The sequence below is a fragment of the Methanobacterium congolense genome (genome assembly GCF_900095295.1).
Classification (GTDB): domain Archaea; phylum Methanobacteriota; class Methanobacteria; order Methanobacteriales; family Methanobacteriaceae; genus Methanobacterium_C; species Methanobacterium_C congolense.
On record NZ_LT607756.1, the window covers coordinates 211,729 to 232,232 of the forward strand.

General features: G+C 41.2%; 16 protein-coding genes. 10 read left to right on the top strand and 6 right to left on the bottom strand.

Going from position 1 to position 20,504, the window contains the following annotated elements:
• The first annotated feature begins 84 nt into the window (after nucleotides 1-84).
• The 5 genes from MCBB_RS00975 to MCBB_RS00995 all read left to right on the top strand — a co-directional run bounded on the left by MCBB_RS00975 (nucleotide 85) and on the right by MCBB_RS00995 (nucleotide 6,662).
• The gene (locus tag MCBB_RS00975; protein WP_145975987.1) at nucleotides 85-705 is read left to right on the top strand and encodes a DUF998 domain-containing protein; all 621 of its coding nucleotides are present in this window, start codon (nucleotides 85-87) and stop codon (nucleotides 703-705) included.
• A gap of 376 nt (nucleotides 706-1,081) precedes the next feature.
• Nucleotides 1,082-2,392: a Glu-tRNA(Gln) amidotransferase subunit GatD gene (gatD, locus tag MCBB_RS00980; protein WP_071905860.1), complete on the top strand. Its 1,311-nt coding sequence runs from the start codon at nucleotides 1,082-1,084 to the stop codon at nucleotides 2,390-2,392.
• 142 nt (nucleotides 2,393-2,534) lie between these two features.
• Nucleotides 2,535-4,400, top strand: coding sequence for a Glu-tRNA(Gln) amidotransferase subunit GatE (gene gatE / locus MCBB_RS00985; RefSeq protein ID WP_071905861.1), 1,866 nt, complete (start codon nucleotides 2,535-2,537; stop codon nucleotides 4,398-4,400).
• Nucleotides 4,401-4,537: 137 nt separating this feature from the next.
• Entirely contained in the window at nucleotides 4,538-5,452 is a 915-nt protein-coding gene (locus tag MCBB_RS00990; protein ID WP_071905862.1) for an FAD-dependent oxidoreductase, read from the top strand.
• A 367-nt stretch (nucleotides 5,453-5,819) separates the two neighbouring features.
• On the top strand, nucleotides 5,820-6,662 hold the full coding sequence (locus MCBB_RS00995) for a TIM barrel protein (RefSeq protein ID WP_071905863.1): 843 nt from the start codon (nucleotides 5,820-5,822) through the stop codon (nucleotides 6,660-6,662).
• Here MCBB_RS00995 and MCBB_RS01000 read toward each other — a convergent pair.
• The gene (locus MCBB_RS01000) at nucleotides 6,659-7,066 is read right to left on the bottom strand and encodes a DUF365 domain-containing protein (protein WP_071905864.1); all 408 of its coding nucleotides are present in this window, start codon (nucleotides 7,064-7,066) and stop codon (nucleotides 6,659-6,661) included. The genes MCBB_RS00995 and MCBB_RS01000 overlap by 4 nt on opposite strands.
• Before the next feature lie 199 nt (nucleotides 7,067-7,265).
• Between MCBB_RS01000 and MCBB_RS01005 the strand changes: the two genes are divergently transcribed.
• From MCBB_RS01005 to MCBB_RS01020, 4 genes are all read left to right on the top strand, one after another.
• Nucleotides 7,266-9,191 carry a site-specific DNA-methyltransferase gene (locus MCBB_RS01005; protein WP_071905865.1) on the top strand — a complete coding sequence of 642 codons (1,926 nt, stop codon included), beginning with the start codon at nucleotides 7,266-7,268 and terminating at the stop codon, nucleotides 9,189-9,191.
• The gene (locus MCBB_RS01010; RefSeq protein ID WP_071905866.1) at nucleotides 9,192-12,116 is read left to right on the top strand and encodes a DEAD/DEAH box helicase; all 2,925 of its coding nucleotides are present in this window, start codon (nucleotides 9,192-9,194) and stop codon (nucleotides 12,114-12,116) included.
• Between the two features lie 12 nt (nucleotides 12,117-12,128).
• Complete coding sequence (locus tag MCBB_RS01015) at nucleotides 12,129-12,857, top strand: radical SAM protein (RefSeq protein WP_071905867.1); 729 nt, start codon at nucleotides 12,129-12,131, stop codon at nucleotides 12,855-12,857.
• 165 nt (nucleotides 12,858-13,022) lie between these two features.
• Nucleotides 13,023-14,144 (top strand): AAA family ATPase, encoded by a 1,122-nt coding sequence (locus MCBB_RS01020; RefSeq protein ID WP_071905868.1) that lies wholly within the window; start codon nucleotides 13,023-13,025, stop codon nucleotides 14,142-14,144.
• A 316-nt stretch (nucleotides 14,145-14,460) separates the two neighbouring features.
• Here the strand turns inward: MCBB_RS01020 and MCBB_RS01025 are convergent, their stop codons facing one another.
• On the bottom strand, nucleotides 14,461-15,237 hold the full coding sequence (locus tag MCBB_RS01025; protein WP_071905869.1) for an SDR family NAD(P)-dependent oxidoreductase: 777 nt from the start codon (nucleotides 15,235-15,237) through the stop codon (nucleotides 14,461-14,463).
• Between the two features lie 236 nt (nucleotides 15,238-15,473).
• On the opposite strand from MCBB_RS01025, the gene MCBB_RS01030 reads away from it, so the two are divergent.
• On the top strand, nucleotides 15,474-16,172 hold the full coding sequence (locus MCBB_RS01030; protein WP_071905870.1) for a DUF4013 domain-containing protein: 699 nt from the start codon (nucleotides 15,474-15,476) through the stop codon (nucleotides 16,170-16,172).
• Between the two features lie 148 nt (nucleotides 16,173-16,320).
• Here the strand turns inward: MCBB_RS01030 and hemA are convergent, their stop codons facing one another.
• The 4 genes from hemA to atwA form a co-directional block, all read right to left on the bottom strand.
• Nucleotides 16,321-17,511 (bottom strand): glutamyl-tRNA reductase, encoded by a 1,191-nt coding sequence (hemA, locus tag MCBB_RS01035; RefSeq protein ID WP_071905871.1) that lies wholly within the window; start codon nucleotides 17,509-17,511, stop codon nucleotides 16,321-16,323.
• 267 nt (nucleotides 17,512-17,778) lie between these two features.
• The gene (locus MCBB_RS01040; RefSeq protein WP_071905872.1) at nucleotides 17,779-18,405 is read right to left on the bottom strand and encodes a precorrin-2 dehydrogenase/sirohydrochlorin ferrochelatase family protein; all 627 of its coding nucleotides are present in this window, start codon (nucleotides 18,403-18,405) and stop codon (nucleotides 17,779-17,781) included.
• A gap of 1 nt (nucleotide 18,406) precedes the next feature.
• Entirely contained in the window at nucleotides 18,407-18,883 is a 477-nt protein-coding gene (locus MCBB_RS01045) for a methanogenesis marker 9 domain-containing protein (protein WP_071905873.1), read from the bottom strand.
• Between the two features lies 1 nt (nucleotide 18,884).
• Nucleotides 18,885-20,480, bottom strand: a complete 1,596-nt coding sequence (gene atwA, locus MCBB_RS01050; protein ID WP_071905874.1) for a methyl coenzyme M reductase system, component A2 — start codon at nucleotides 20,478-20,480, stop codon at nucleotides 18,885-18,887.
• Between the last annotated feature and the right edge of the window lie 24 nt (nucleotides 20,481-20,504).

Consider the following 20,504-nt stretch of genomic DNA (forward strand, 5'->3'; position numbering starts at 1 on the left):
TTAATCAAAGTTAAATGATTTCAATCAAGATTTAATTAAATCATAACTGGACATTTGAAATCACTGCACAGGTTCGTGGGCTTTTTGACTCAAAAAACTCAAAACTTGAAGTTCCAGATGATACGTTTTACAGGGATGGCTGCAGTGCTAGCCATGGCAGTTTTCATGACTGCAGCAGTCCTAAAATTCCCAGGACATATTAATCCTCTTGTAAACTGGATAAGCGACCTTGGAAGCAGTTTCTACAATCCCCGCGGGGCATTTCTCTTCAACATGGGCTGTGTGGTTGCAGGATCCCTTTTTGTTGTATTCTGTTTTTACCTCAACACAACCTACTCCAGAGCCGTCTGCAGCAAAAGAGTTCTCTTATACTCACAGATAGCAGGATTCGCCTCTGGATTTTCACTCGTAATGGTTGGCTTATTTTCTGAAGACAGTCCTTCATTGCACGGACTCTTTTCAGCAGCATTCTTTCTATCGTCACTCCTCTTTCTGATCCTGATGAACTACAACCTCAGGAAGGATTTAAAACTCAAAAAACTGGCCTACTATGGTATGATTCCCATTTCAATGGATGTTTTGCTGATAATTTTTTACATTCTAAACACAAATCCATCAACTCCAATTTTTGAATGGTTTACAGGAATTTCATACGCATTCTGGATTCTGTTACTTGCATACTACTCTTCAGATCGATTTCCATGACTTTCAATCAAAGGCAGTTTGTTTTAACAATGGACCCTGTGTTTAATGGTCTGAACCCTTGATTCTAAAAGGACATTATAAAAGTTTTATCCTAGATTGAACTAACCATAAACTAGTGATTTATTGGCTCTTGTTACGAGGAGTGAATACAAAAATTGAAAGGGAATAAATTTGTGAATTTTTAAAAAATCACAGGTTACTCCTTATAATAACTTAAAGTAATTCTCATAAATAATTCTTATAATAGTTCCAATTCTTTATAAAAATCCATAAAAAAAATTCTATTTGAAGGATTAAAAAAAATCAATTCCATAATAATTGTTCCATTTATAAAAATTAAAGAAAATCATGACTATAAAAATAAATGAGGGATTCAATGAGCTACAACGGCGTTGCAAAACAATTTTTAGAATCACAGGGAATATCAGTAGGGGATACAATTCGCGTAACCAAAGAAGAGATATCCTACGAGGGGATGCTCCTTGACAGGGCAGAGGATGCAGATGACAAGCACTTGGTTTTGAAGCTTCCAAGTGGATACAACGTGGGAGTTGGAATAGATGGAGCAGAGGTGGAACTCATCCAGAGGGGTGAAAAACCCAAGATAGAACTTCCACCCCTTGAAGTGGAACCAGACAACAAAAAACAGGACATATCCATTATATCCACAGGTGGAACAGTTGCATCGGTGATAGACTACAAAACTGGGGCAGTTCATCCTGCTTTCACAGCAGACGACCTCCTGAGGGCAACACCTGAGCTTGCAGACCATGCAAACATCCGTGGAGAGGCCATACTCAACATACTCAGTGAAAACATGAAACCTGACTACTGGATAAAATCAGCACGATCCGTGGCAGATGAAATAACTGGCGGTGCAGATGGTGTTGTCATCGCCCATGGAACAGACACCATGCACTACACAGCAGCAGCCCTGAGCTTCATGCTTGACACACAGGTTCCAGTTGTGATAACAGGTGCTCAGAGGAGTTCAGACAGACCATCCTCCGATGCATTCTGGAACCTCATGGCATCAGTTGCAGCAGCAAAATCCGACGTTGCAGAGGTCACAGTCTGCATGCACGCAACAGAGGACGACTCCTACGCATACCTCCACAGGGGAACCAAGGTCAGGAAGATGCACACCTCACGAAGGGACACCTTCCGCAGCATAAACACCCAGCCAATAGCCAAGATCCAGGAAAACAGGGTTAAGATCCAGCCAAACGTGGACTACAAAAAACGTGGAGAAGGAGAAGTGGAACTCAGGGATGAACTGGAAGAAAATGTGGCCTTCATAAAGAGCTACCCTGGTATCTCAGGGGATATCATAGACTACCACCTTGACAAGGGTTACAGGGGAATAGTTCTAGAGGGAACAGGACTTGGGCACTGTCCAGACTACCTAATACCCTCAGTTGAAAGGGCAACCGACAGCGGAGTTCCAGTTGTGATGAGCTCCCAGTGCCTCTACGGAAGGGTGAACATGAACGTCTACAGCACAGGTAGAAGGCTAGTATCAGCAGGAGTCATATCTGCAGGGGACATGCTGCCTGAAACAGCCTATGTAAAGCTAATCTGGGCCCTTGGTCAGACAGACAAGCTTGAAGAGGTAAAAAGTATCATGCAGACCAACCTACGGGGTGAGATGGAGGTTCTCTCATCAAGGGACTACTTCCTGCTCTGATCATCAGTATCAAGAATTTTCATCAAAAAATACCCTTTAATAGCAATTCCAACTCAATATTTTCATCAAATCTTACAATCAAAGCAATTGTAATCAAGGCAAATCTAGAATCAAAGGATAATGAATATAAAGGTGATAATCAATGGATTATGAAAAATTAGGCCTTAAAATGGGTCTTGAAATACACCAACAGCTTAACACATCACAAAAACTATTCTGTCCATGTCCCTGTGAACTACAGGACAAAAAGCCAGAGTACAAACTCATGAGGACTCTCAGACCCACACAGAGCGAACTGGGAATGATAGACAGGGCAGCCTATGAGGAATCCCGGAGGAAGCTTCAGTTCACATACGAAGCATACAAACATGACACATGCCTCGTTGAATCAGATGAAGAACCACCACACCCCCTCAACAGCGAAGCACTTGAAATAGCTTTAATACTATCTTCACTCCTGAACATGGCAGTTGTTGATGAGTTCCACACCATGAGAAAACAGGTTATTGACGGAAGTAACACCGGAGGTTTTCAAAGAACAGGGCTCGTTGCCACCGACGGCTACATGGACACCGAGTATGGACGGGTTAAAATTGAAAACCTCTGCCTTGAAGAGGATGCAGCAAGAAGGATAGGTCAGAAGAAGGGCCATGTGGTATTTAGACTGGACAGGCTGGGAATTCCACTCGTTGAGATAACAACGGATCCATCAATGAAACACCCAGAACAGGTAAGGGATGTTGCATACCAGATTGGGCAGGTACTCCGGAGTACAAAGGTTAAAAGGGGACTTGGAACCATACGTCAGGACCTGAACATATCAATAAGTGAGGGGGCACGTGTTGAGATCAAGGGTGTTCAGGACCTGGACCTCATGCCAACCATGGTTGAAAACGAGGTTACCCGCCAGATAAAACTCATTGAAATAAGGGACGAACTCCAGAGAAGAAATGCAGAGGTCATGGATGAGATATATGACGTAAAAGAACTCTTCCAGGGAACTGAGTCCAAGATCATATCAAAGGCACTTGAGAACGGCAGTGTCCTTGCAATAAAGTTTAAGGGATTTGCAGGACTTATAGGAGTTGAAGTACAGCCCGGAAGACGTTTCGGGACTGAACTCGCAGGATACGCCAAGAAAATGGGAGTATCTGGACTGTTCCACACGGACGAACTTCCAGCCTACGGAATAACTCAAGAAGAGGTTGAATCAGTCAGAACATTTCTGGATCTTCAGGAAGAGGATGCATTCATACTAGTTGCAGATGAGGATGAAAAGGCAAGAAACGCACTTCTTGAGGTTATAAGAAGGGCAAAAACAGCAATAATTGGGGTGCCCGAGGAAACAAGGAAGGCGCGTGATGATGCAAACACGGAATACCTCAGGCCACTGCCAACTGCAAGCAGGATGTACGTTGAAACAGACATACCCCTCCAGATCATAGACAGGGACTACCTTGAGGAAATAAAATCCAACCTACCTGAGCTTCCAGATGATAAGGAGGCAAGGATCATTAAGGAGTACAGTTTGAGCCAGGACCTTGCACACCAGCTCGTGCGAAGAAACAGGGCAGACGACTTTGAAGAGGTCATGGCATCAACGGATGTTGATTCAACAACAGTGGCTTCAACCTTCGCCTACACCCTCAAAGAACTCAAACGTGACGGAAAGGACATATCCAAACTCGACATCGGGTGCCTCAAAAACACATTTAACATGGTTTCGGATGGTAAGATAACCAAAGAAGCAGTTCAAGAAGTACTGATTGGTGTCTGTGACGGTGAACCATCTCCAGAGGAAGCAGCAAAGAATTTGAACCTAGTGATGCTCTCAGAGAATGATGTTGAAAAAATAATCGCTCAAATAGTTTCTTCAAATGCTAAAATGGTTGAAGAGCGTGGAATAGGTGCAATGGGCCCCCTCATGGGCATGGCCATGAAGCAGCTCAAGGGTAAGGCCGACGGCAAACTTGTGAATAAACTTTTGAGGGATAAACTCCAGAGTTAATGTAAGAACCAATAAAATTTATGTGATCTCTTGGATCCACTTTTTTAGGTAACTTTGCATGTAAGGATTTAAACGTAGTTGAATAGGTTCCATGGATTACTTCAGTTGAATGACTTGAAATTAGGAGTTGGTGTTTTATGGAAGAATATGATGTTGTAATAGCAGGTGCAGGACCTGCAGGGCTCACGGCAGGAATATACGCTGGAAGGGATGGACTGAAAGCACTTGTACTTGAAAAAGCCCTTAAAGGAGGTATGGGAAGTACAGCACCATTGGTCATGAACTTTCCTGCCTTCAAATCCATCACAGGAATGGAACTTCTGAAGAAGATAGGTGAACAGGCATCCTACTACGCTAAGATAAGGGAATCTGAAGAGATAAAATCTGTTGAGAAAACACCAGAGAGGATCGTTGTACGCACAGATAAGAACGAGTACTCTGCAAAGGCCTTTATAATAGCCACAGGAACCAAGTACAGGGAACTTGGAGTTCCAGGTGAGATGCAATTCATTGGAAAGGGAATATCCTACTGTTCCATCTGCGACGGCATGTTCTTCAGGGGCAAGGAGGTTCTGGTGATTGGAGGGGGTAACTCCGCAGCAGAACACGCCCTGCACCTCAAGGACATAGGCTGCAAGGTCAAAATGGTACATAGAAGGGACGAACTAAGGGCACAGAGGTACCTCCAGGAGAAGCTTGAGAAGGAGGGAGTGCCAATAATCTGGAACTCGGTGGTGAAGGAGATAAAGGGAGATACAGTCCTTAAAAGTGTCGTAATCCACGACAGGGTCAGGGACGTTGACGAGGAGATCCCTGTAAACGGAGTCTTCATAGCAATCGGTGAAACACCTTCAAGCCAGCTTGCAGTTGAACTGGGAGCAGAGGTGGATGCTGCAAGTTACATTGTAACTGACAAGGATCAGAAAACCAACGTCCACAGGGTCTACGCTGCAGGGGATGTGACCGGTGGTGTGAAACAGTTGGTTGTTGCCTGTGCAGAGGGTGCGGTGGCTGCAGTTTCAGCCTACAACGATATTAAGATTGAGGAGTAACCTTAATGGATTAAATTTAAAATTATTTGAAGGATCCGACGATTTAAGGGGAATAAAATAGTTTAGGGTAACTCTTTACATTTAAAACATGGAATATTTCATCAAAATCTTTTTTTCCTTATTTTTCATCTTGTTTTTAAAGAATTAAAAATTAAAAGAAACTTAAAAAATTTAAAAAGAAAACATAATTATTAAAAATTATTTAAAGTACAAAAATAGCTTTAAAAGAATAATTTAAAGAAATAATTTAAAAATAGGAACGTTAAATATTAAAATTCCAAATTTAAAATGCAAAATAATTTTTTTATAAATCAATCTTTATAAATAATTCAATCATCAATTAAAAACCGTAAAGAGGATGGAATGAATGTCTTACGTTAAATTCGGACCAGCAGGAAGGCCTGTGGATTACAACGGCAATGCAAACATGGCCTGCAGTTACATAAGATCCATAGGACTTGATGCCTACGAGTACCAGGCAACCTACGGAGTAAAGATATCAGAGAAATCTGCCATAGAACTTAAAATGGATTCAGATGAGAGCAACGTGCTGGTTTCAATGCACGCACCCTACTACGTGAACCTCTCCTCAAACAAGGACGACGTGGTGGAAAGATCGATCCAGAGGCTGGTGCAGGCAGCCAGTGCCTCAGAGTGGATGGGAGCCTACAGAACAGTGTTTCACCCGGGTTTCTACACAACCTACACACCTGAAGAGGCAATGGAGCGCTGTAAAAACTCCATAACCATTATACAAGAGGAACTGGAAGCACAGGGTGTGAATGATTACAACCTGGCCCCTGAAACAACTGGTAAGAAGTCCCAGCTTGGAAGCCTGGATGAGATCATAGAGATCTGCAGCTCCTTCGACTACGTGGAACCCACAGTGGACTTTGCCCATGTTCACGCACGAAACAACGGTTGCATAAAAGGTAAGGATGACTACAGCAGGATATTCACGAAACTTGAGGATGAGCTGGGCCTTAAAACCCTCCACAGCCACTTCACAAGCATTGAGTACACGGATAAGGGTGAGAGGAAACATCACACCCTCATGGAAGAGGATTACGGCCCACCACTGGAACCCCTCATGGAGATTGTTGCTGAGAACGGCTGGAACATCACCATGATATGTGAAACACCACTCAGGGATAGGGATGCCCTGGTTATGAAGGGGGTTTATGATGAGGTTTTAGGAAGTAATATCTAATCCTTATTTTTCTTTATCATGTTGAATTCAGTTTCATAAATGTATTTACCACCAACAGAAATGAACCTCTTAGGTACAACAGGTTTTTGGAATTTTTCAAAGTTTTCAAAAACTATTACATTCATTTCTGCCCTATTTTTTGCATATTCCTTGAGTTCTTCTGGTGTAAGTATCATCTGATTTTTATATTTCCGTGAAATGGATGATGGTTTCATCTTTTCTATTGAAATAACATCTGCCCATCCAGTGTAAGCCCTTGCACCTTGAGATTCATAAATGATAAATTTAGAACCTTTTTTAGCTTTTCGAAGCGATCTTTTTCCAATAAAAACACTTTTACTTTCATTATAAATTCTTTTGGCATATTCCGTTGGTACTGGATGTGTGACTCCTTTTATCTCCATTTCATTTCCTCCATACTTTATGTTTTAATGTTATTTAACACGATGAAACATCATTACTTCTTTACTTTTTATTATCCATTTCTTAAATATTGCTCCTTTAAATCGAAAGAGAAATAGTTAATTTTAATTAAAAGCATGACAATTATAGTGTAGATATTTAAAAACCTATATTAAAATTGTAATGAAAAGGGGATGTGAAATGCCAGAATCGTTGATAGAAGAACTACCAAAGATAGTGAAGCAGGGAAAAAAGGAAGCCCAAAGAATATTGGATGGACTCTCTAAATCTTCAAGGGTAACCCTACAGACAAATGAGCTGGTACTACCAGCCAAAGATAGTGCAGATCTTTACAGGGGCAAGATAAAAGAAGAAAGCCCTACACACACACACTTTGGTTTTCAAAATCGGTTGATCTATGGGGATAACCTTCTTGCAATGCAAGCACTGCTTGCAGGAGATGCTGAAACACCTTCTATGAGGGGTAAAATAGATCTAATTTACATTGATCCTCCCTTTGATTCTAAAGCTGATTACAGAACCAAAATACATCTTCCTGGAACAGATATTGAGCAGAGGCCTACTGCAATTGAACAGTTCGCATATTCAGACACATGGAAAGATGGAACTGCAAGTTATCTGCAGATGATGGTTCCAAGGCTGGTTTTGATGCGTGAACTTCTGTCTGAACAGGGTTCTATTTATGTGCACATTGACTGGCATGTTGGGCATTATTTGAAGGTTATTTTGGATGATATTTTTGGTAAGGATAATTTTAGGAATGAAGTAATTTGGTATTATGGGGAAAGACAACTCCCAACGGCAACTAAATTCAACAACAAACATGAAGTTATTTATTACTATTCTAAAAGCAAAGATCCTTACTTCAAAATGGTTTTCAAGCCTTTTTCTAAAGACTACATAAAAAAATTTTTTAAAAAAGATGAGAATGGCAGATATTATACTTCGACAGATGGAGGAAAGGGTAAACCTCGTTATAAAAGGTATTTAGATGAATCTCCTGGAATAGCTATGGATACTGTTTGGGATGATATAAAAATGATTGGTAGTATTGCTATGAAAAAGGAACGTGTGAACTACCAAACACAAAAACCGGAAGCGTTGTTAAAAAGAATAATTGAGGCATCATGTCCTGAAAATGGAACTGTAGCAGACTTCTTCGCAGGCAGCGGAACCACAGGTGCAGTCGCAGAAAAACTCGGTAGAAAATGGATCATGTCTGATCTTGGCAAACCCGCTTGCATGATAACGAGAAAACGTCTCATAGATCAGGATGCAGACCCATTCATCTTCCAATCAATAGGTGACTACCAGAAGGAACAGTTCGAAAAGTCAGAGTTCAGAACAATCAGGGACTTGGCCCATGTCATAATAAACCTCTACGGTGCAACACCATTTCCTTCAAACGAGGGAGCTCCAGCCAATGCAGGATATATAAAACAGTCCAGAACCTTGGTGGTTGTTGATTCACCCTCAAAGATGACTGGCTATAACACCCTTAAAAGGGCTCAGGAGTTCAGGAACCGATACGCTGGGGGTTGGAAAAAAGTTGTTGTCCTTGGATGGAATTTTGTATCAGACATAGGTCAAATAATCAGAAATCTTAACGATAAAAATCTTGAAGTCCTTGTTATACCTCCAGATCTCCTTGATAAACTCAAGACCAAGGCTAAATATAAGAAACTCATAGACTCTAAGAAGATAAGATTTTCGTCACTTCAATACCTCAAAGTCAAACCTGTTAAAATTGAAGATCATTATGATGGTAAAAACCATAGAATGACTATTGAATTGGATAACTACGTTCTTTTATCCCCTGATGCCCTTCCACTTGATGATAAAAACCAGGAAAAACTTGCAAAGGTAATTTCTGATGATCCCCTAGCTCTAATTGAGTACTGGAGCATAGACCCTGATTACGATGGTGAAGTCTTCAGGAGTAAATGGCAGGATTACAGGCAGAATGTTGCAAATGACAACGACCCATTCAGAGTTGTAAGGAAAGCTGAGCTTGTCATACCCAAAGAAAATAGGAGAAGAAGGGTATGTGTTAAAGCCGTTGATGTATTTGGATTTGAGAGTGCAACTGTTCTGGAGGTTATGTAGATGGCCAGAAAAACCCTAGGGGGAACTGGAAACATCCCTCTCCAGTTTGCAGGAAACCTCACAGCAATAGTTAATGAAGCATGGGAAGATGGCTCCCTAATCGAAAAGGTTTCACCTGTAACTCAGGATCTCCTCAGATACTGGTTCAATGATGCCTTCTGCGACATAAGAAACTTCAACTTTCACTCAGGACAGAAACAGGCTATATTGAACACCGTATACCTCCATGAAGTCCTGAAGGTCAAAGATGTTATGGATATGTATATGTCCATAAGCCCTGAACTTCTCCAGGAAATGGATCTCGAGGATCTAGAAACTGAGAAGTACAAACACCCCAAATATGCAGTTAAAATGGCCACAGGAACGGGTAAAACATGGGTAATGAACGCAATTCTCATCTGGCAGTATTTGAACGCCAAATATGAAGATCAACCCTCAGGAAGGTTCTCAAAGAACTTCTTAATAGTGGCACCAGGCCTCATAGTTTATGAAAGACTTCTGGACGCATTCCTTGGAAAGGAACAGGTTGATGGAACCAGAAACTTTGAAGAATCTGATTTCAAGAAGTTTGAAAAGCTCTTCATACCCTCAGCTTACAAAGACACCATATTTGGCTTCATACAGTCAAACGTGGTTAAAAAAGAGGAAATAGGTAAGAAAGTAACTGGTGATGGAATGATTGCCATTACCAACTGGCACCTGCTTGCAGGGGAGGATGAAAAAACAGAGAAATTATCTCCAATTGAAGATCCCACATCGGTTATGGATGATGTTTTACCAATAGCACCTGGAAAGACTGCTGGAAATGCATTGGACTCACTTGACAATCGGTACCTAAGGGGAATGGAAATTGAGTACCTTAAAAATCTCCCAAACATGGTGGTTTTCAACGATGAAGCCCACCACATCCACCAGTTCAAGAAGGGAGGGGAATTTTTAGAGGTTCAGTGGCAGAAAAGTCTCCTGAAAATATCCGAACCCAAGAAGGACAGATTCGTACAGATAGATTTCTCAGCAACGCCCTATAATGTAACTGGGAGTGGGCCTAAAAGGGTTCAGCATTTCTTCCCACACGTCATGGTGAATTTCGACCTTAAAACAGCCATAAGGCAGGGACTGGTTAAAACAATAGCTCTGGATAGAAGGAAAGAAGTAGCAACAATGAAGTTGGATTTCAAAGCATTGAGGGATGGAAAAGATGTTGTTGGACTCTCAGACGGTCAGAAGATCATGCTCAGAGCAGGTTTACAGAAGTTGAACATACTAGAAAAGGAATTTGTAGAACTAACCGCGGATAAAGATGGTTTCTCAAACAAACACCCTAAGATGATGATAATTTGTGAAGACACCAAGGTTGCACCCTTTGTAACGGACTTTTTAATAAAATCTGAAGGTCTCTCAGAAGAGGACATCCTCGAAATACACTCCAACAGAAAGGGTGATATAACAGAGAAGGAATGGGCTGAAACTAAGCAAAAACTCTTCAACATAGACAAGAAAGACACGCCACGTGTTATTGTTTCGGTTTTAATGTTGAGGGAAGGGTTTGATGTGAACAACATTTGTGTTGTTGTACCTTTACGTTCCACAACCTCACCGATTCTCCTTGAACAGACCATAGGAAGGGGTTTAAGGTTGATGTGGCGTGAACCAGAATTTCAGGAGAGTAAAACTGAAAACCGGATAAGACTAATGGAGAAAAAGGAGAAACCACTTAACTACTTGGATATATTGAGCATAGTGGAACACCCCGCATTCATTGAGTTCTACGAGAAGTACGTAGATGATGGATCAGTTATTGTTGATCCAAACCCCCCTAAAGACAGACAGAGTATACTTGGGGACATAATAAAGGTGGGTTTAAGGGAAGACTATGAGAAATATGACTTTTACTGGCCGATAATAGTCCGTGACAGGGAAGAGAACCTAGCTCCTGCAGATTTGTCCTTTGATGATATGGAGCCCTTCTCAGTGCCCCTTGAGACCCTGAGTAAACTGGTTCCAAAGGGTGGGGATGTCTTTTATTCAGAAGAGGTGACTGTTAGAACACGTTTTGGTGAATATTCAGTCACTGCAGATATCTTCAATGCATCAAGTTATAATGAGTTCATATCTAAGCTTGTGAATGGAATTTCATCCATGTTGGTTCCTGTGGGGCGCAAAGACAAAGTTTTCCCAAGGCTGCAGGTTAACAATGCAGAAATAGCAGGACTTGTTGATGATTATATACGGCACAAACTCTTCAACGAGGAATTTGATCCAATGCGTGGAGATAACTGGAGGATCCTTTTCTTATCTGAATCCAAGATCATTGCCCATATCATGAAAAACGTCAGCAAAGCAATATACGAGATGCAGAACAGTGTGGATGTGAGTGAAGCAGAAGTTCTCAAAACCTACTTCTCAGAGGTTTCTGAGATAAAGATGAGGGAAAACTATTCATTGGATGTATCAAAGACCATCTATGAAAAACTGGCTTATCCATCAAATAAAGGGGGATTTGAGAAGGCGTTCATAGAATTCGTGGATAATGACTCCTCTGTGGATTCTTATCTCAAAATAAATGAGAACTACCATGATTTTGCACATATAACTTATATCCGTGAGGATGGGTTATTAGCACATTACTACCCGGACTTCATAGCAAGGATAGAAGGGGATGTATACCTTGTGGAGACCAAGGCTGAGAAGGACCTTAACAATCCCAATGTCCAGCAAAAGAGACGTGCAACTATTGATTTTGTGGATAAAATTAACGATTTGAGGCCCGAAGATAGAATGTACTCCTTCTGGAACTACGTGCTCATTGGAGAGAATACATTCTATGAAATGAGTGAAAATGGAGCATCAACGAGGGAAATACTTGAATATGCAAAGTTATCAAAGGCCAAGGTTGAGGGAACCCTTGAGGATTATTTCATCTAAATGGTGATTTTAATGGAAAAACTCAGAATATATCGTTTTCAGAAGAACAGGTTCTACGGCGGTGTTGCAACAGCCTTCTGTGGCGAATGCAACATCAACTGCATCTACTGCTACTCCCAGAACCACAGGAACACGGGAAAATATTTGGAAGCAGAGGAAATAGGAGAAAAACTTGTAAAACTCATAGACAAACATGATCTCAAGTATGCACGGATATCTGGAGGAGACCCCCTCTCAAAATACTCTGAACTTGAGAAGGTTCTGAATTACGTTCTAAGCCGCAGGGATGTTAAGATGATAGTTGAGACCAACGGCATTGAAATTGGCAGAAACCCTGAGATAGCAGATAGTTTAAGCCAGTTCGGTGAGGATAACCTAATTGTAAGGGTCAGTGTAAAGCACTTCGACCCTGAAAAGTTCCATTACATCACAGGAGCACCAGAGGACTGGTGCGTTCTCACCTTCGATGGTTTGAAGGTCCTGAGGGAAAAAGAAGTCCCACATATCATATCCTGGATGGAGGAATGGTTCAACGGTGGGGAATGGGCAGCATGGTTTGAATTTTTAGAGGAAAAAGAATACTGCAAGCCTGCAGGTGACTATCCTTCTGCTGATGAGTGGTTCGAGGACCAGCTACTTATAGATCCTGAAAGTTTCAGGAAATATCCCTCTGTTCCAGTTTCAAAAAAAGAAATACTCAACAAACTCCGGGAAATAGATATTGAACATGGTGTTGAATAATTGTTGATAGTTTCAATACAGTTCTTACCACTACTTTTTTTGCACTTTTTCAAGCCCCAAACTTTTTTTCAATTCTATAAGAAAAACCTTTTATCCACATGGAACCAAACTATAATCAACTCAATATAATCGTTCATAAATTAAAGAAATTGGTAGGTATTCCTAGTGAAACTGAATAATATAGTAGCAGATACATCTGTATCAGATAAAAAAACATCAACAAATCTAATTGAACCTGGAAGGGAAGCCAAAGTGGTTGTGCTCCAGTCAGTTGGATACCCATTCCTCTGCAACCTCGTTGAAAATCCCAAGATAGAGATATCCAACAAAGAACTCTTCGAACTGTATGCAAGGGAACAGTGGGAGGACTACGTGGTTAAAGAAGGTTCTTACATATTCGATCAGAAATTATTACCAGATTATGCCTTCAAGATAGTAAAGGCACATCCAGATAACTCCAAGATAACGGATAAAACTTCAATCATCCTCATGGAACTTGAGGAATCCAGTGAAGTTAAAAAAGTTCAAAGCAGCGTTAAAATGGCCGATGTCATTGGCCAGGAACGTGCCAAGACCAAGTGCAAGATCATAATGAAGTACCTGAAGGAGCCTGAGAAGTTCGGGGAATGGGCACCAAGAAACGTCCTGTTCCATGGAACACCAGGAACAGGAAAGACAATGCTTGCAAAATCCCTTTCAAATGAACTTCAAGTCCCTCTCTTCCTTGTCAAGGCTACAAGCCTCATAGGGGAGCACGTGGGTGATGGTTCAAGGCAGATACACGAACTCTTCGATGCAGCTTCAGCCTGTGCACCAGCAGTCATATTCATAGATGAGATCGATGCAGTGGGTCTCGACAGAAAGTACCAGTCCCTCAGGGGAGATGTTTCAGAGGTTGTAAACGCCCTTCTAACAGAGATGGACGGTATAGACTACAACAAGGGAGTTGTTACAATAGGTGCAACCAACAACCCCCACCTACTGGACTTCGCAATCAGGAGCAGGTTCGAAGAGGAAATAGAATTCGTACTGCCTGAAGAAAATGAAAGAAAGGAAATTCTTGAACTTTACATCAAATCCATGCCTCTTCCAGTTGAAGCAGATATCAAGAAGCTTACAGCAGCATCTAAAGGAATGTCAGGTAGGGATATCAAGGACAAACTCCTTAAGGTAGCACTTCACAAGGCAATATCCGAGGACAGGGAAACTGTAACATGGGATGATGTGGAATATTCCCTGAAACAGCACAAAAAGGAGAAAAATGAACCCAAGGGAATGTTTGCTTAACATCCCTCTAACTTTTTTTATTTTTAGATTTTTATTTTTAGAAAAGGAAAGGTTTCACATCATAAAGAATGAAATATTCATCCTATAATGGAATTATTCCATTCAAAGGTGAAAACTTATGGAATGAAATGTTCCATTCAAAGATTAAACTTATAGAAGAAAATATTTTCATGTTAATATTTTCATGTTATCTTATAGAACGAACTATTTTTCCTCGTCAAATCAAAAAAGAAAAATTTAAAATTAGATCGTACATGAACTTAAAAAGTTAGATGTTACAATATCTAAAAATTCTTAAAACCCTTTTAAAATGCTTTCAGACTATTGAGAACCCGCCGTCAACGAAGATAGTCTGTCCAGTTACATATGATGAGGCATCCGATGAGAAGAACAAGATAGATCCGTTTAATTCTCCCTTTTTGGCTGGACGGTCCAGTGGTACAACTCTGCTGTATTTTTCCAGGAATTCTTCAGATTTGAAAAGTGTATCTGCTGTCATTTCTGATTCAAAAAGACCAGGAGCTACAGCATTTACTGTAATTCCATATTTACCGTAGGAACATGCCATACCCATTGTTAAACCGCGAACAGCTGCCTTTGATGCGTTGTAAACGTGACGTATGAACATATCCTCCTTGTCACCTGCTATGGAGTTGATGGAGCTGGTGTTCACGATTTTCCCGTAGTTGTTCTTGATCATGTGAGGAATGACATGTTTTGAAACCAGGAAGATTCCCTTAACATTTACATCCATTCCCTTGTCCCAGTCTTCAACGCATAAATCGCATACACCACCACGAATTGCCACACCTGCGTTGTTCAGGAGGATGTCTATCCTTCCGAAGCGTTTGATGATTTCATCAACTGCGTTTTTAACGCTTTCCTCATCAGATACATCACATTGAACTGCAATAGCCTTTCTTCCTGTTGATTCAATTTCCTCTGCCAGTGATTCCAATCTTTCCTTTCTCCTTGCTAAAAGAGCAACGTCAGCACCTTCCTGTGCATATGCCCTTGCTGCATCTGCTCCAAGACCGCCTGAAGCACCGGTTACAACTGCCACTTTTCCTTCCAGGTCAAAAAAATTCTTCATTCAATCCCTCCTTTGTATCTATCCACGTCGAGGCCAGACATCCTCCCGAGTTAATCCCTCGAGTTGATAACCTATAACTAAACCTATCATATATAAAAATAGCGATTTTATTTGGGGCAATGTCAATAATTCATGTTTTTGGCCTGTATTTTGTCACCTAAATCAATTTCCAAACCCTCCTTTAAGCTGGATCACTGAAAAGATTTAAATCATCAAAGGGATAAAATTGAGTTTCAATGAAACTGAAAGAGATGCTCCTTGATTCATTCTGGTACTCGGTTTCAGACTGGAAAAAACTCATAATCCTGGGAATTTTACTTGTACTCCTAGATTCTGAAGGGGGATTTTCAGGTTCCTGGGCCCTTAACGGGTTAAATGTCATCATATTCATTGTAATATTAATTTTAGGAGTTCTGGAGGCAGGCTACATCTTCAGAGTTCTTGAAGAATCTGTGGAAGGATCCAAAAAACTTCCGAAGTTCAACAGATTCCATGAAATGACGGTTCATGGACTTAAAGAGCTAGTTATAGTCACTGTATACTTTGCAATTCCTTTATTCCTATTCATCATGTTCCTGTGGGGTAGTAATACATCTGCAGACATCACTATGGCCGGATTTCTGATTTTCATTGTTTTAATGGGGATAATATACATCTTATTTCCAGCAGTTATGCTTAACATGGCCCACAACCATGGAACCATAAGATCAGGTCTGGATTTCAGGGCCATAATCAGAAAAATCAGATATTTGGGCTTCAGGGATCTTGTGGTGGTTTACACAGGGATGTTCATGATTCTGGGAATTGTGAAACTTGTTTTAACTGACAACCTTTCAACCCTGCCATTGATGGGAGATCTTATTTCCCAGCTTTTAATAGCACCCTTTGTTCTGTTGTTCACCACAAGGATGCTGGGCCTTATGGATAAGGAATGATATTTTTTCTCAATTCTCAAAATTAATATTGATCTATAAATTATTCCAGAAAATTCAATTTTTTTAAAAAGAAGTACAACAAATGATTCCAAAATTTCAGATAATTATCTATAATCATTTCATGAAAAACTTGAACGATTAATTATTATTAAAATTCTCCCTTAAAAATAACCTCTGCAGCTTCAATAACATCTTTCTGCTCTTTTTCAGCTGCATGCTTCAGGTTCTGGATGATATCGTAGGATATATGTTTAACAAGGACCTTTGTAAGATCTTCAACAACCCTCTCCTTACCTTCCATATCTCCAAGAATTTTGAGGGCTTTTTCAGTCTCTTTAACCCTTATCTTCTCAGCGTCTGCTCTGATACTCGATATCAGGGGTTCGACTTCCATGTGTTTCAGGGATCTCTGGAGAAGTTCAAGTTCCTCCTCAACTATTCTCTCTGCACGCACAGCCTCTGCCTCACGCATCTTGAGGCTCTCATCTGCCACCCCTCTGAGGTCGTCTATGTTGAAGAGTTTAACACCCAGCTCTGAAACCCTTTCATCTATGTCACGGGGGTTTGCAATGTCCACCATCACCATGTGATGAAGATTTTCTGCAGGTACCGATTCTTTCACTTTCTCATATGTCAAGATGGGGTGTGGTGCTCCTGTTGCACTTATAACAACATCTGCATCCTTCATGGCTTCACCGAGTTTATCGAAGTGTATGGCCGAACCACCAAGCTCCCTTGCAAGGCAGACTGCCCTGTCATGGGTTCTGTTTGCAACAACAATTGCTTTAAGATTTTTTTCAACCAGGGCCTTGGCAACGAGTGTTCCCATCTTACCTGCACCCACGACCAGAACCTTCTTGCATTTGAGGTTTCCATGAACCTTCTCTGCAAGATCAACCGCCGCTGATCCTATGGACACGGATCCCTCATTGATACGGGTTTTTTTACGGACGGACTGCCCCACGTGAACTGCCTTGGTGAAAACAGTGTTGAGAACTCTGCCGCAGCACTTCTCCTTAATACTACGTTTACGGGAATCTTTTATCTGGCCGAGTATCTGATCTTCACCTACTATCATGGATTCAAGTCCAGATGCAAGTCTTAAAAGATGTTCAAGTGCTTTTTTATCAGTTTCAACCACAAAATCATTGTACTCTACTTTAGGGCTGCCTTCAAGCACCATGTAAAACTCTGTTCTGTTACAGGTCTTTATCTGGATGTACTCCACTACAGCGTACTTCTCTAAAATTTCCTGGAACGCAACGTCGAGTTTCTGTGCTGATCTTTCCATTGTACCGATATTTGCAGTCTTGTGGTCGACTCTGATATTAAGGATCACGTGCTCCCTCCAAAACCCTTTAAAAAAGGTTCATATTCACTCAATTATTCTTTATTTAAATTCAATAAAAACTTATCCTTATTTTTTTATGGTATAACTGTAACTAAAAGAAATATTTTATATCCCTTCTTTATTAAATTTAATTCTTGAGGTAATACTATTTTTTTAGTACTTAAAAATGAGTTAATACTCTAGAACTACCTCATCCAAATCTCTTTTTGAATTCAATCCTATTTAAAATTAGTTTTTTATTTTTCATATCCAAGATCAATTTTCTTTCAATCTGGATAGTGAACCTTCAACGTAAACCTTTGCCCCGTTAATATCTCTATCCTCAAGGAACGTCTTAACCTTTTCATCATTCAATATCTGATAAAGGTGTTTTTTACGGGTTTTCTGATCCTCAACCCTTTCCTTGAGTATGTTCCTTGCAAAGTCCTGAAGCTCGAGCTGGAGCACATCTTCAGTTTTTATTACTTTTTGTATCTTCTTTCTTAATTCCTTGGCCATGAGGGGGCTTTTACCACTGGTGTATATACATATCTGAACATCACCTATGAAAAAAGAAGATGGAACTATGAAGTTGCCCTTTTCGGGTTCATCGGCCCTATTGACCAACTTACTTCCTGCAAGATCTGCAAGCTTCTGATTTAAATCAGTGTCAGGGGTTGCTGTAACAACAAGGTCTGCCCATTCAACCCACTTTGCAGCATCCTTCAGTGGTTCTAGTGATGCTCCCAGTTCAAGTATCTCAGGGGGTGCATGGCTTCCAAGCACCACAACATTTGCCCCTACTTCAAGGAATCTTCTGGCTCTCCTTTCTCCAACCTCTCCTGCACCTACTATCAAAACATTTTTTTGGTGCATTTCAAGGAAGAGAGGGGTCCATCCCATCTTATTGCTCCAGATTCTTCATTCTGAGTACTTTGGCAGCTGTTTTAACATCGTTGCCGCATTCTTTAAGGACCTTCTGGGCTTCATCTTCTGGAATGTTGAAGGTTTCAGAGAGTGCTTTAACACTTTCCTGGAGTGTTGATCCCTCGCTGCCCACGAGTTCCTCTGAAAGCTCCTTTTTAAGCTTCATGTATTCATCAGCATCCATATCTATTCTGCGCATAACCATGTCCCTCAATGGGCATGGTTTTGATGGTTTACAGCACCATACGAGTGAACCGAAACAGGTTCCTTCGCCCTGGCCTAACCTTGTTTTTTCTCCAAACTTCTCCTTTATCTCAACGTACTCTTGAGGTGTGATCTTGGCATCTTCAAGTGCGTACAATATTGGACAGGGTTTTACAGGTGGACAGCAGAAAGCAAGAGCTCTCTTGTCCCCTCCCCTACATACATGTGATGGTGCGTCTTCCCATACCATTCTATTCCTCCGTAAGCATCTTTTCCTTCTCTGTTGGTGTGAGTTCTTCCACAATTGAGTGAGGATCTCCCTCCTTCAGGATCTTTCCACCGCGCATAAGTGCTGCCCTGTCACACACATCCAGAACGAAGTCCATGTCGTGGGATATTATCAGGAAGGTCTGGCTCAGTTCATCCCTGGCCCTTCTTATGGAATCTGTTACCTGAACCCTTGTTATTGGGTCCATAGTACCTGTTGGTTCGTCCAGAATGATTATTTTAGGCTCCTTTATTAGTACCTGTGCAAGGGCAACTCTGTGACGCTCTCCACCACTCAGTTCATCAGGATATTTCTTCAATATGTTTTTAGCATAATCTTCATCAAATCCAACTGCTTTAAGAACGTAAAGTGCCTTCATGTGTGCAAATTCTGCTGGAAGTTCCAGACTTATTGCCTCTGTAAGGTTTCCAAGCACGTTCCTGTGGGGATACAGACTGTACTCCTGGTGCAGTATTCCCAGGTAAGGTTTCACACGACCCCTTCCAAACGGACCTTTCTCAGTCATGTCAACCCAGTTCTCTCCGAGTTTGACCTCGATCTTACCACTGCTTGGCTCAGTTAATCCATAGAGTATTCTTGAAAGGGTTGTTTTACCTGCACCGCTCAGTCCAACAATTCCAAATATTTCACTGTCATTGACTGTGAGGTCTATTCCATCAACAGCCTTGACAACTCCCCTTTCTATGGAGTAGTAATGTTTTTTAACCCCTTCCATCTGGATTATAGGACCTCCAGTCTCGTAAACTTCCTTCTTCTCAGGTAGGGGCACCTGTTCAAGGAACTTCTGAACAACTTCCTCTGGTTCTCCTTCCTCAATTATTTCGCCCTTTTCAAGCCATATAGCATAGTTTGAGAGTTTTTTCATAACCTCTGGCCAGTGGGATGTTATGACCATAGTTGTTCCCTTGTCCTTAACTCCTTCAATAAGGGCCTGGTGTATGAGTTCTGCTGTTTTTGGGTCAAGTGTACCTGTTGGTTCATCTGCAAGGAAGAGCATTGGTTCCTTTGCTATCTGTCTTGCAAGCACAACTCTCTGCTTCTCCCCACCACTGAGGTCCCTGGCTATGTGGGTGATCCTGTGGGTCATCTGTGCCATGTCAAGGAGATCTATTGCCATGTAGGTGCTCTCCTCGTAATTGTGACCTGTAATAGATTTTATAACGTTGTCTATAACTGTGTCATCCTCGTAGAGTGCGAAGGTCCTCTGCAGCATTATTGAAATCCTTCTTTTAATTGCTGCAAACACTTTTCTGTCGCAGTTCCAGAAATCAACCTTTTCAAGCTGGAATTCACATCCGCAGCTGCACTGTGTTCCTGCCTTTGATGGGGCTTCAACCCGCATACACCCGGGACACATGGCCACCGTGTATATGATCCTGCCTTCATCTGGTTTGTACTCTTTCATTCCCCTGAGCATGTTTATCAGTACGGATTTACCTGAACCGCTTCTACCGAGAATACCCAGAACTTTTCCTTCGTTTATGGTCATGTTAATATTTTTCAGAACTTTTACGCCATCGAAGGTTTTAGTAACATTTTCCACTTCTATAAACGACATGCAACCACCTTTCAAATAAATTGT